This window comes from Streptomyces swartbergensis (assembly GCF_002148965.1).
GTDB lineage: Bacteria > Actinomycetota > Actinomycetes > Streptomycetales > Streptomycetaceae > Streptomyces > Streptomyces swartbergensis.
Genome location: NZ_NGFN01000272.1, coordinates 1 through 11,767 on the forward strand (window position 1 = coordinate 1; position 11,767 = coordinate 11,767).

Consider the following 11,767-nt stretch of genomic DNA (forward strand, 5'->3'; position numbering starts at 1 on the left):
CTCTACCTGGTCACCACCGCCGAGGGCATGCCCGTCACCTGGTGCCTGGCCAACCCCAAACTCGGGGAACGGGAGGTGATGGCCGCACAGCTGGAACGCGACCACCACCTGATCCGGGCCGGGCAGGTGATCCTGGCCGACAAGGGCTTCGCCGGCCGGGAGTTCGAAGCCTTCGTCACCGACCGGCTCGGCGCCCACCTGGTGCGACCGGACCGCAAGAACGAACCGGCCCGCTTCGGCAAGATCGCCCGTGTCCGCCAGTGGATCGAGGCCGTCATCGACACCCTCAAGGGCCAGCTCAGCCTGGAACAGCACGGCGGCAGAACCCCAGCCGGAGTCTTCGCCCGCACCGCCCAACGCCTACTGGCCCTGGCCACCGCGATCTGGCACAACTGGCACACCGGAACAACGGTCAAGCGCTCGCTGATCGCGTACGACCACTGAAGACATCGGACTCATTCATCTAGCGGGCTTCCGGTCCGGTCGAACGCCGGGCCGGACCCCTCAGCGCCGGGCGCGGCGCGGCGTCAGGAGCCCGGCGTCCCGGGCCTGGCCGATCAGCCTGAGGCACTTGCGGCGGCTGTGTCCGGTCGCGCACATGACGGCGAGGACGGGATCGGCACCGTCCTGCTGGGCCGCGCGGTACTCCTGCGCCACCAGCCACCGCCCCTCCGCGCCGCGCGGCCAGGCCGGCCGGGCGCGCCGCCCCTGGCCTCCGCCGGCTTCCGGAGCCGTCCCGGCACCGGCGCAGCACGCCTCGGCCAGCGAGTCCTCGATCCAGTCGGCGAGCACCGCCAGGTCGTCGAGGGACAGCGCGGGCTGCGCCCGTACGTCCTCCACGCCGACGCGCCCCCCGGCCACGACGGCCAGTGCCTCGACGTGGGCGCCGTCCGTGAAGGCCAGCTGAACGTCGAACCACCGCGTGGCGTCCTCGTTCTCCCGCACCTCCCACGCGGGCCGCACGGACACCGCGCTGTCCGCCGGAGAGCGATCGGAAAGATTAAGAAAGGATGCTTCCAGCACACACAGAACGTAACCGAATGATCACATTCCCTATAGATCGGACACGCACCCCGAGCGGAGCACAGCACCCTGTCGGCGGAGCCCGGCCGTGCGATGCTGGAGGCATCAGCGCCCTCCTGCGATCCCTCGGGATCCCCGGGTAAGGAGTTCCGCCGTGCTGCGAGTCGCCGTCGTAGGCTCCGGGCCGAGCGGGTGCTACACCGCCCAGAGCCTCGTCCAGCAGGACCCCGAGGTGCGCGTCGACGTCCTGGACCGGCTGCCGTGCCCCTACGGCCTGGTCCGCTACGGCGTGGCTCCGGACCACGAGAAGATCAAGTCGCTCCAGAACAGCCTGCGCACGATCCTGGAGCACGACCGGGTCCGGTTCCTCGGAGGCGTCCAGGCCGGTCCCGGCGGGGTGCCGGTCGCCCGGCTGCGGGAGCTCTACCACGCGGTGGTGTACTGCGTGGGCGCCGCCACCGACCGGCATCTGGGCATCCCCGGGGAGGACCTGCCGGGCAGTTGGTCGGCGACGCAGTTCGTGTCCTGGTACAGCGCCCACCCGGACGCCGTGGACGCCGGGTTCCTGCGGGACGCCCGGTCGGCCGTGGTGATCGGCGTGGGGAACGTCGCCGTGGACGTCACCCGGATGCTGGCGCGCGGTCTGGCCGAGCTCAGCCCGACCGACATGCCGCAGGCGGCCCTGACGACACTGGCGGCGAGCCGGGTGACCGAGATCCACATGGTGGGCCGGCGCGGCCCGTCCCAGGCCCGCTTCACCACCAAGGAGCTGCGCGAACTGGGCACCCTGCCGGAGACCGACGTCATCGTGGACCCGGCGGAGCTGGCCCTGGACCCCGGGTACGCCGACCCGTCCGCCCTGCCCGCCGCGCAGCGCCGCAACGTGGAGGTGCTGCGCGGCTGGTCCGAGACTCCGCCGAGCGGCGCCCCGCGCCGGATCCGGCTGCGCTTCTTCCTCCGCCCGGCCGAACTGCTCGCCGAGCAGGGCCACGTGGGCGCGGTGCGCTTCGAGCGGACGGCACCGGACGGGCATGGCGGCGTGACGGGCACGGGCCGGTTCGAGGACGTCGAGGCGCAGTTGGTGCTGCGCTCGGTGGGCTATCGCGGAGTGCCGCTGGAAGGGCTGCCGTTCGACCCGGAGAGCGGCACGGTGCCGAACCTGGCCGGGCGCGTCCTGCGCGAGGGCGTCGTCACGCCGGGCGAGTACGTGGCCGGCTGGATCAAGCGGGGCCCGACGGGCGTCATCGGCTCGAACCGCCCCTGCGCGAAGGAGACGGCGATGTCCCTGCTGGAGGACGCGTCCGCCCTCGCGGCCAGGACCGTCCCCGACGACCCGCTCACGGCCCTGCGCGCGGAGGGAGCCGACCCGGTCGAGTGGACGGGCTGGCAGTCGATCGAACAGGCAGAGGCCCTGCTGGGAGCGTCACTCGGCAGGAACGTGGTGAAGCTCCCCGACTGGCAGTCCCTCATGACCGCCGCGCACGGCGACGTGATCTAGCCACCACGGACAGCCTGCCGACCGGCGGCATCGAGAAGGGCGTCCAGCAACCCCGGGAACAGCCCGTCCAGGTCATCCCGCCGCAGCCCGTTCATCTTGGCCGTCCCCCGGTACACCTGCCGAATCACCCCACTCTCCCGCAACACCCGGAAGTGATGCGTGGTCGTGGACTTGGTGACGGGCAGGTCGAAGTGCGAACAGGACAGCTCCCCGCTGGCCGTGGCGAGCTCCCGCACGATCCGCAGCCGCATCGGGTCGGAGAGCGCGTGCAGCACACCCTCCAGCCGGATCTCGTCGCGCACGGGATGCGGCAGGTCGCGACTGCTGACGGCGGGAGAGGTCACGGCGGCTCCACTTCCTTCGGGGATCCCATAGTACGAGAGCTTTCGTAGTTTGACATCTACCGTACTACGATGCCTATCGTACGAGTCGACATCGGCCCCGTGACGAATGGAGTCCGCCGTGACCGCGCTCTTCGAGCCCTGCACCCTGCGCGAAGTGACGATCCCGAACCGCGTGTGGATGCCCCCGATGTGCCAGTACTCGGCCGCACCGGAGGGCCCGGAGACCGGTGTCCCCAACGACTGGCACTTCGCGCACTACGCCGCCCGCGCCACCGGCGGCACGGGCCTGATCATCGTCGAGGCCACCGCGGTGTCCCCGGTGGGACGCATCTCGCCGTACGACCTCGGCATCTGGAACGACACCCAGGTCGAGGCGTTCCGCCGCATCACCCGCTTCCTCGCCTCACAGGGCACGGTGCCCGCGATCCAACTGGCACACGCCGGCCGCAAGGCATCGACGGACCGCCCCTGGAAGGGCGGCGCCCCGGTCGGCCCGGACGCCCACGGCTGGGATTCCGTGGCGCCGAGCCCGATCGCCTTCGACGACCGGCACCCGGTCCCGGCCGAGCTGACCGTCGGCCAGATCAAGGACGTGGTCGGGCAGTTCGCGGCCGCCGCCCGCCGCGCGCTCGCCGCTGGATTCGAGATCGCCGAGATCCACGGCGCCCACGGCTACCTGATCAACGAGTTCCTCTCCCCGCACTCCAACCACCGCACCGACGCCTACGGCGGCTCGTACGAGAACCGCACCCGCTTCGCGCTCGAAGTCGTCGACGCCGTACGGGAGGTGTGGCCGCAGGACAAGCCGCTGTTCTTCCGCGTCTCGGCGACCGAGTGGCTCGACGAGGGCGGCTGGACCGCGGACGACACCGTCCGCTTCGCCGCCGACCTGCGCGCCCACGGCGTCGACCTGCTGGACGTCTCCACCGGTGGCAACGCCTCCGGCGTCCGCATCCCCACCGGCCCCGGCTACCAGGTGCCCTTCGCCGCCCGGGTGAAGCAGGAGACGACGCTGCCCGTCGCCGCGGTGGGGCTGATCACCTATGTCGAGCAGGCCGAGAAGATCCTGGCCAACGGCGAGGCCGACGCGGTCCTGCTGGGCCGCGAGCTGCTGCGCAACCCTTCGTGGGCCCGGCTCGCGGCGCGGGAACTCGGCGGTGAGGTGCGGGTGCCGGACCAGTACCACCGGTCGGTCTGAGCCGGCACCCGCGCCCCCAGGCACACCGTCCCCGTCAACCGGTAGCGCACGCCGTCCCGTTGAGCGTGAACCCGGCCGGAGCGGCGCTGTTGCCGCCGTGACCGGCCTGGTAGCCGATGCTCACGCTCGCGCCCGGCGCGATGGTGCCGTTGTAGGACACGTTGGCCGCGGTCACCGACCCGGACGAAGGCGTGTACGTGGCGCCCCAGCCGCCCGTGATCGTCTGCCCGGCGGGGAGCGTGAAGCCGAGCTTCCAGCCGTCGACCGTCGTCGTACCGGTGTTGGTGAGGGTCACGGAGGCGGTCAGGCCGGTGTTCCAGGCGTTCACCGCGGCCGACACCTTGCAGGCGCCGGGCTGGGGAGCCGGGCCCGGCTTGTCGAGGCCGAAGAAGGTGAGCACGCGGGATGCCATGCCGTGGGCGTACAGGTTGTGGCCGACGCCCTGGAGGCTGATCGCTTCCACGGGCGCCTGGTCACCCGTGCCGCCGTAGCGGGTGCGGGTCCAGCCGGACTGGGGTGTGTCGGTGGCGGCCGGCGTCTGGCTCACGCCCTGCACGTTCGTCCACTGTTTGATCTGCTCCCCGAAGTTGGGGTAGCGCAGCACGTCGTCCTCGGTGCCGTGCCAGATCTGCATCCGGGGGCGGGGGCCGCTGTAGCCGGGGTACGCGTTCCGGACCAGGTCACCCCACTCCTTCGGGGTGCGGGTGACCGTGCCGCCCGAACAGGCGCTGTTCCACTCGGAGCCGTCGGTGGTGGCGAAGCAGCCGAACGGGACGCCCGAGAAGGCGGCGCCCGCCGCGAACACGTCAGGGTAGTCGCCGAGCAGGACGTTCGTCATCATCGCGCCGGAGGAGATGCCGGTGGCGAACACCCGCCCGGTGTCGGCGTCGTAGGTGCGGGTCACCCAGTCGATCATCGACTTGATGCCGACCGGGTCGCTGCCGCCGCCGCGGCGCAGCGCCTGGGGCGAGGAGACGTCGAAGCACTTGCTGCTGCGCGTGACGGACGGGTAGAGCACGATGAACCCGTACTGGTCGGCCAGGGTGTCGTACTCGGTGCCGTTGTACATGTCCGGGCCCGAGCCGGTGCACCAGTGCACGGCGACCACCACCGCCGGGTTCGGGGTGACGCTCTCCGGCACGTACAGGTACATCCGCAGGTTGCTGGGGTTCGTACCGAAGTTCGTGACCTCGGTGAGGGTCGCGGTGGGTACGGCCTTCTCGCGGGCGGAATCACGGGCGGAATCACGGTTGCTCTCGCGGGCGGCGGCCGTGGGTGCCGTGAGCACCGTGGCCCCGAGCAACGGCAGCAGCGCGGCGAGGAGCGTGGCGAGGAGTGTGGCGGGCATCGACCGCCGCGGTCTCCTCGTCGTGGGGTGGGGAGTGGCAGGCACGTCCGGGTCCCTTCGGTTGTGAGGCGCGGCTCGCAGGACGTCGTACGGCGGTTCAGCAGGTGGAGTTCGTCTGGGTCAGCAGGGCCGGCCGCCAGGGCAGCCGGTGGTACTCGCCGCCGGCGGCCGGGTCCATCCCCTGGTAGAGGAACCGGAGGCGGCACGGGTCGATCGTGAGGGTCTGGTCGACGCCGGCGCGGATCATCTCGCCGTGGCTGAAGTCCCTGGTCCAGGCGGGTTGTCCGGCCTCGAAGGCGACGTTGGACGAGCCGGCGAAGGGGTTCGCCTCGGTGTCGGCCGGCGGTTTCCACGCGCCGCCCAGGTTGTCGGCGGTCCAGGCCCGGAAGTAGCGCCGCCAGTCGGATCCGGTCGCGAGCGCCTCGACGAGCATGAGGTAGCCGCCGCCGTCGCCGAGCCGGTAGACGTTGCCCGCCTCGAAGAGGTCGAAGCGGTTGGGTTCGGACAGCACGATGGCGGTGTCGCGGAAGCCGTTCGGGAACTCGGCGAGGGTGGTGCGCGAGCGGTACTGGTGCCCGTTGCCGTCCGAGAAGAACAGGTAGCAGTCCGTCCGGTCGCAGATCGTCCAGAAGTCCAGCCAGGCGCCGTCGCCCTTGTTCTCGGTCACGACGGGCGGCTCACTGCCGAAGAAGTTCCGCGGCGCGCTCCAACTGAGCGGGTCCGAGGGGTCCTTGGTCGTGGAGTAGGACGGCGGTCCGGTCTGGTAGACCATGTACCAGGTCTGCTGGGGCGCGAAGTAGAAGACCTGGGGCGCCGCCGCGTACCGGCTGCCGATGTTCGGGTTGGTATCGAGGAACGTCTGCGGAGCCGAGGCGGCCTCGGACCACCGGGCGAAGCTCGTGTATCCGAGGCTCCAGCGCCCGGCGGTGTCGGCGGTCGTGAAGTAGACGTGCCAGCGGCCCTGATACCGGAACACCGTCGGATCCTTGACCGAGAGGATCGGGTGGCCGGCGTCCGTTTTCGGGCCGATCAGCGGGCCGCTCGAGGACCATGTGAACGATCCCGGCACGGAGCCCTCGCGGGCGGGCTGCGGCGTGCCCGCGAGCGCCGGGGCCGGCGCCAGGGCCAGGACACCGACGGCCGACAGCATCAACACCAGCCCGCTGACGAACGTACGCATGCGCGGAGTCCTCATCGACCCGCCCTCTCCTGAAGGGAAGCGTCCGATCGGCATGGTGACATGGACATGGCCCGCATGGAAGCGCTCCCACGCCGCTTCCCGAAACGTCGGCGCTCCGACCAGGTCCGGCCGAATGTGTTCTGCGCGAGGCGTTGACTAGAAAGCGCTTGCCCCCTACGTTCCGTTCAGCAGTGTGACCCGGAAGCGCCTCCGCCAGGGCGCCCGCCGAGACCTGCCAGGCCCAGGGAAGTGCACCCCTGCGGCACGGCAAGACCTTCGGACCGACCACACACAGCGCGCGCGGTGAACAACATGGCGAACGTCATTCATGTACATGACCGATCTGGCACCATGAAGGCACCACGAAGGGACGCACCCCACATGCGTACTCATCCCCCACGTACACGTGTCCGCAGATCCACCCTGGCGCTCGCCGCCGCATCCGCACTGGCGACCGTGACGGTCCTGGCCGTTCCCCAGCCGGCCGGGGCCGCCGAGACCTCGCCGGTCGGGTTCGGCGCGGGGACGACCGGCGGCGGCAGCGCCTCGGCGGTCACCGTCTCCACGCTGAGCGCCTTCAAGTCGGCCGTGACGGGCAATTCGGCCAAGGTCGTCCGGGTCAACGGCCTGATCTCGCTGAGCGGTCAGGTCGACGTCGGGTCCAACACGACCGTTCTGGGCGTGGGTTCCGCGTCCGGGTTCACCGGCGGCGGACTCCGGCTGAAGAAGGTCTCCAACGTCGTCATCCGCAATCTCAACATCAGCAAGCCGGTGGCGCCCGCCGACGGCATCACCGTCGAGGCGTCCAGCAAGGTCTGGATCGACCACAACTCCTTCTCGGCCGACCGCGATCACGACAAGGACCACTACGACGGCCTGCTGGACGTCAACCACGGCGCGGACAACGTCACGGTGTCCTGGAACACCTTCAAGAACCACTTCAAGGGCTCGCTCGTCGGCCACAGCGACAACAACGCGAGCGAGGACACCGGCCGGCTGAAGGTGACGTACCACCACAACCACTTCGCCAACGTGTACTCGCGCATCCCCAGCCTGCGCTTCGGCACCGGGCACTTCTACAACAACTACGTCGAGGGCGCCGACACCGCCTGTCACTCGCGCATGGGCGCCCAGATGCTGGTCGAGAACAACGTCTTCCGCTCGACGAAGGTCGCGGTCACCACGAACCGCAGCAGCGACGTCGACGGATACGCCAACCTGCGCGGCAACGACCTCGGTGGAGCCGCCACCGAGGTCTCGCGGGTCGGCACCTTCACCAGCCCGCCGTACGGCTACACGGCGGAGCCGGCCTCGTCCGTCGTCGCCTCGGTGACGTCGGGTGCGGGCGCCGGAAAGCTCTGACACCCCGTCCGCCCGGACACCCCGTCCGCCCGGACACCCCTTCCGCTCGGACATCCCTCATCCGCTCAGACGACAGAAGGAATCGGGACATGACTTCTGCGACACGTCCGCGCGCCCGCAGGCGCGCTCTGACCGGCGCGCTGGCCACCCTCGGCCTGTCGGTTGGCATGATCATGACCATGAACGCGCCGACGGCGAGCGCCGCCACCTGGCCGACCCCCAACGGCAGCCAGGGCACCTCCTCCACCATCTCCGTGTCCGGCACCAAGGACTACGGGATGAAGCGGTTCTACGGCACCGGAGCCTTGGCCGGAGACGGCCAGGAGGAAGGCCAGGACCCGATCTTCAAGCTCGCCAACGGCGCGGTGCTGAAGAACGTCATCCTCGGCGCCCCCGCGGCCGACGGCATCCACTGCGAGGGCAGCTGCACACTCCAGAACGTCTGGTGGGAGGACGTCGGCGAGGACGCCGCCACCTTCCGCGGCGGCACCGGCGCCACGTACCACGTGATCGGCGGCGGCGCGAAGAAGGCGGCGGACAAGGTCTTCCAGCACAACGGCGGCGGCACGCTGAACATCTCCAACTTCGCCGTCCAGGAGTTCAAGACCCTGTACCGCTCCTGCGGTGACTGCTCCACGCAGTACACCCGCAAGGTCAACCTCAACACCATCGACGTGACCGGGACGGGCACCACGGCGCGGCTCGTCGGCATCAACGTCAACCGCAACGACGTGGCGACGCTGCGCGGCATCACGATCCGCAACGACGCCGGCCGCAAGGTCGTCCCCTGCCAGAAGTACAACAACAACACGGCGGTGGGCACGGGGCCGGACAGCACCAACTGCCTGTACTCCACTTCGGACATCACCTACAGGTAAGCCCCCCACAGTGAAGACGGCCGTACGAAGCGTCCCCGCAGGGCGCTCCGTACGGCCGCTGCGTCATTCCCGGCGCACGCGTGCGCGTACCTCTCCGATCAGCTCCCGCTGGTAGTCGGTGTAGGCGGCGCGCAGCTCGGCTCCCGGCCAGTCGGCGGGCAGGAGGGCGGACGGCAGGACGGGGTCGGCCAGCAGGTGCCGCACGACGGCGGCGAAGGCGGTCAGGCGGCCGGCCGGGCGGGGTGTCCGGGCGATGTGGGCGAGCAGCGCGCGGGCCGTGGCGGACCAGGCGTCCAGCGGCCACAGGCTCCCGGCCAGGTCGCGGGCGGGCCGGTCGGGGCGTGCCGTGTAGTGCTGGGCCACCCGGTCCAGCTCGCCGGGGAGGGCGCGGACCAGGTTGGCAGGGCGGAGCCAGACGCCCTCGCGGAGTTCGGCGAGCCGGAGGGCGGTCAGCCGGGCGCGCAGGTCGGCGCGTTCGGCGGGGCCGCGTCCCGTCGCGGTGATCACGATCATCTCCCAGTCGCCGTCCCACGCGCGCGTGCGCGGGTGCACGGCGTCGTCCTGGCGGCGCTGGCGTTCCAGCAGCCGATCGCTGAGGCGGTAACCGGTGTCCGTGCGCCGCAGATCACCGGCGGCCACCATCCGGCTGAGCGCCGCCCGCAGCGTGGAGCCGCCGACGCCGAAGCCCTCCACGAGCCGCACGAGCTCCCTCACCGGCAGCTCGGGGGGATGCGTCCCGAGCAGCAGGCTCAGCACGACCGACCGCGCGGACAGCGGCCGCAGATCGAGCGCGCCGGGCCGCGCCGGGACGTTCATCGGCATGGTCACGTACTGTACGCGGCGGATTCCCGTGTTGCAGGATTGCTGCGTCCGTAGGCGGAGTGCAACACTCGACGTATGGTCTCGACACTCGACGGACAGCGGGCGTACGGCGGACCCGCCACGCACGACGTCACCAACCAGGCCCCGCCGCTCACCCCGTACGACGCCTCCGAGGACACGGCCCTGCTGGAGGGACTGCGGCGGGAGGGCGCCGGGTGGGCGGAGGAGGACCTGCGGCGGCTCGGCAGGCAGGCCGGCAGCGCCCAGGCGCAGGAGTGGGCCGACCTGGCCAACCGCCACGAGCCGGAGCTGCGGACGCACGACCGGTACGGCAACCGCGTCGACGAGGTCGAGTTCCACCCGAGCTGGCACCACCTGATGCGCACCGCGGTCGCCGAGGGACTGGCCGCGTCGCCCTGGGCGGACGACCGGGCGGGCGCCCATGTCGCGCGGACCGCGGGCGGATTGGTGTGGGGTCATACGGAGGCCGGGCACGGCTGCCCGACGTCAATGACCTACGCGGCCGTCCCGGCGCTGCGCAGGCAGCCGGAGCTGGCGAAGGTCTACGAACCGCTGCTGACGAGCCGGGAGTACGAGCCCGGGCTGCGGGTGCCCACGGAGAAGCGCGGGCTGCTGGCGGGCATGGGGATGACCGAGAAGCAGGGCGGCTCCGACGTCCGGACGAACACCACGACGGCCACGCCCACGTCCGAACCCGGGATGTACACCCTGCGCGGGCACAAGTGGTTCACCTCGGCGCCGATGTGCGACGTGTTCCTGGTGCTGGCGCAGGCCCCGGGCGGGCTCTCGTGCTTCCTGGTGCCGCGCGTGCTGCCCGACGGCACCCGCAACACCTTCCGCATCCAGCGGCTGAAGGACAAGCTGGGCAACCGCTCCAACGCCTCCTCCGAGCCCGAGTTCGACGGGACCGTCGCCTGGCTGGTCGGGCCCGAGGGGCAGGGCGTCAAGACCATCATCGAGATGGTCAACTGCACGCGGCTGGACTGCGTGATGATGTCCGCCGCGCTGATGCGCAAGTCCCTCGTCGAGGCCGGGCACCACGCGCGGCACCGCAGCGCGTTCGGCGCACGGCTGGCGGACCAACCGCTGATGCGCAACGTCCTGGCCGATCTGGCGCTGGAGTCCGAGGCCGCCACGACGCTCACCCTGCGGCTGGCCGGGGCGGCCGACCGGGCGATCCGCGGGGACGCCCAGGAGACGGCGTTCCGCCGGATCGCCACCGCCGTCGGCAAGTACTGGGTGACCAAGCGGGGTCCGGCCTTCACCGCTGAGGCGCTGGAGTGCCTCGGCGGCAACGGCTATGTCGAGGACTCAGGGATGCCCCGGCACTACCGCGAGGCTCCCCTGCTGTCGATCTGGGAGGGGTCGGGGAACGTCAACGCCCTCGACGTGCTGCGGGCGCTGAGCCGCGAACCGGGCACGGCGGAGGCCCTGTTCAGCGAGTTCGCTCGTGCCCAGGGGGCGGACGCGCGGCTGGACGCGGCCGTGGCGCGGCTCAGGAACCGGCTGTCCGGGGCGTCGCAGACGACGGCCCGCCGTCTCGTGGAGGAGATGGCCCTGACGCTCCAGGCCTCCCTCCTCGTCCGGTACGCCCCGCCGGCGGTCGCCGACGCGTTCTGCGCGACCCGGCTCGGGGGCGACTGGGGATACGCGTTCGGGACGCTGCCGGAGGGTGCGGACCTCGACACGATCATGGAGCGCGCGCTGCCCGACGGGAACTGAGCGCCCCCCACCGGCGGCGACCGGGCCACTGTCGGCCAACGGGCACACACTTCGCAGACAGTCACCTCCCGATTCCGCTTCGTTGTCAGTGCCGTGGTGCAGACTCGCCGTCAGTTGGCACTTCGCCTGGGGAGGACAACGTGTTCAGGGGGATCGACGAGGTCGACTGGGCCTCGCTGCGGCATGCCTACGGCAGTGCGGAGGACGTGCCCGGACTGCTCCGGGGACTGGCCTCCGCCGACCCGGCCGAGCAGGAGACCGCGCTCGACCGGATGTACGGCGCCGTGCACCACCAGGGAGGCGTGTACGACTCGACGCTCGCCTGTGTTCCGTTTCTCCTCGCGCTCGCCGTCAGGGAGGAGGTGCGGGAC

10 protein-coding genes and 2 pseudogenes are annotated in these 11,767 nt (G+C 71.2%); 7 read left to right on the forward strand and 5 right to left on the reverse strand.

Translation table 11 applies throughout. The features are described from left to right. Nucleotides 1-444: pseudogene (locus CA983_RS32045) on the forward strand (IS982 family transposase); the annotation flags it as partial. 60 nt (nucleotides 445-504) lie between these two features. On the opposite strand, the gene CA983_RS32050 reads toward CA983_RS32045, so the two are convergent. After that, complete coding sequence (locus CA983_RS32050; protein WP_086604301.1) at nucleotides 505-969, reverse strand: DUF6214 family protein; 465 nt, start codon at nucleotides 967-969, stop codon at nucleotides 505-507. A gap of 208 nt (nucleotides 970-1,177) precedes the next feature. Here CA983_RS32050 and CA983_RS32055 point away from each other — a divergent pair, with 208 nt between their 5' ends. Next, nucleotides 1,178-2,521, forward strand: coding sequence for an FAD-dependent oxidoreductase (locus tag CA983_RS32055; protein ID WP_086604302.1), 1,344 nt, complete (start codon nucleotides 1,178-1,180; stop codon nucleotides 2,519-2,521). On the opposite strand, the gene CA983_RS32060 is transcribed toward CA983_RS32055, so the two are convergent. Continuing rightward, a complete protein-coding gene (locus CA983_RS32060) occupies nucleotides 2,518-2,865 on the reverse strand; it encodes an ArsR/SmtB family transcription factor (RefSeq protein ID WP_086604303.1) in 348 nt (115 codons plus the stop codon). The genes CA983_RS32055 and CA983_RS32060 overlap by 4 nt on opposite strands. 118 nt (nucleotides 2,866-2,983) lie before the next feature. On the opposite strand from CA983_RS32060, the gene CA983_RS32065 reads away from it, so the two are divergent. Then, nucleotides 2,984-4,063 carry an NADH:flavin oxidoreductase/NADH oxidase gene (locus CA983_RS32065; protein WP_086604309.1) on the forward strand — a complete coding sequence of 360 codons (1,080 nt, stop codon included), beginning with the start codon at nucleotides 2,984-2,986 and terminating at the stop codon, nucleotides 4,061-4,063. 34 nt (nucleotides 4,064-4,097) lie between these two features. Here CA983_RS32065 and CA983_RS32070 read toward each other — a convergent pair whose 3' ends face one another. Then, nucleotides 4,098-5,411 carry an extracellular catalytic domain type 1 short-chain-length polyhydroxyalkanoate depolymerase gene (locus tag CA983_RS32070; protein ID WP_086604304.1) on the reverse strand — a complete coding sequence of 438 codons (1,314 nt, stop codon included), beginning with the start codon at nucleotides 5,409-5,411 and terminating at the stop codon, nucleotides 4,098-4,100. Between the two features lie 97 nt (nucleotides 5,412-5,508). Beyond that, nucleotides 5,509-6,591 carry a glycoside hydrolase family 62 protein gene (locus CA983_RS32075; RefSeq protein ID WP_086604305.1) on the reverse strand — a complete coding sequence of 361 codons (1,083 nt, stop codon included), beginning with the start codon at nucleotides 6,589-6,591 and terminating at the stop codon, nucleotides 5,509-5,511. A 381-nt stretch (nucleotides 6,592-6,972) separates the two neighbouring features. Here CA983_RS32075 and CA983_RS32080 point away from each other — a divergent pair, with 381 nt between their 5' ends. Both CA983_RS32080 and CA983_RS32085 read left to right on the forward strand, forming a co-directional pair. After that, nucleotides 6,973-7,953: a pectate lyase family protein gene (locus tag CA983_RS32080; RefSeq protein ID WP_086604306.1), complete on the forward strand. Its 981-nt coding sequence runs from the start codon at nucleotides 6,973-6,975 to the stop codon at nucleotides 7,951-7,953. Nucleotides 7,954-8,042: 89 nt separating this feature from the next. Next, nucleotides 8,043-8,831, forward strand: a complete 789-nt coding sequence (locus CA983_RS32085) for a pectate lyase (protein WP_086604307.1) — start codon at nucleotides 8,043-8,045, stop codon at nucleotides 8,829-8,831. A 63-nt stretch (nucleotides 8,832-8,894) separates the two neighbouring features. On the opposite strand, the gene CA983_RS32090 is transcribed toward CA983_RS32085, so the two are convergent. Continuing rightward, entirely contained in the window at nucleotides 8,895-9,653 is a 759-nt protein-coding gene (locus tag CA983_RS32090) for a PaaX family transcriptional regulator C-terminal domain-containing protein (protein ID WP_086604310.1), read from the reverse strand. 75 nt (nucleotides 9,654-9,728) lie between these two features. Here CA983_RS32090 and CA983_RS32095 point away from each other — a divergent pair, with 75 nt between their 5' ends. Further along, nucleotides 9,729-11,396, forward strand: a complete 1,668-nt coding sequence (locus CA983_RS32095; RefSeq protein WP_086604308.1) for an acyl-CoA dehydrogenase family protein — start codon at nucleotides 9,729-9,731, stop codon at nucleotides 11,394-11,396. Between the two features lie 140 nt (nucleotides 11,397-11,536). Beyond that, nucleotides 11,537-11,767, forward strand: a pseudogene (locus CA983_RS32100) (HEAT repeat domain-containing protein); the annotation flags it as partial.

Excerpts from the sequence above, each read along its gene's own strand:
- CA983_RS32070 (WP_086604304.1), bottom strand. The coding sequence starts at position 5,411 with ATGCCCGCCACACTCCTCGCCACGCTCCTCGCCGCGCTGCTGCCGTTG.
- CA983_RS32075 (WP_086604305.1), bottom strand. The coding sequence starts at position 6,591 with ATGCGTACGTTCGTCAGCGGGCTGGTGTTGATGCTGTCGGCCGTCGGT.
- CA983_RS32080 (WP_086604306.1), top strand. The coding sequence starts at position 6,973 with ATGCGTACTCATCCCCCACGTACACGTGTCCGCAGATCCACCCTGGCG.
- CA983_RS32085 (WP_086604307.1), top strand. The coding sequence starts at position 8,043 with ATGACTTCTGCGACACGTCCGCGCGCCCGCAGGCGCGCTCTGACCGGC.
- CA983_RS32090 (WP_086604310.1), bottom strand. The coding sequence starts at position 9,653 with ATGCCGATGAACGTCCCGGCGCGGCCCGGCGCGCTCGATCTGCGGCCG.
- CA983_RS32095 (WP_086604308.1), top strand. The coding sequence starts at position 9,729 with ATGGTCTCGACACTCGACGGACAGCGGGCGTACGGCGGACCCGCCACG.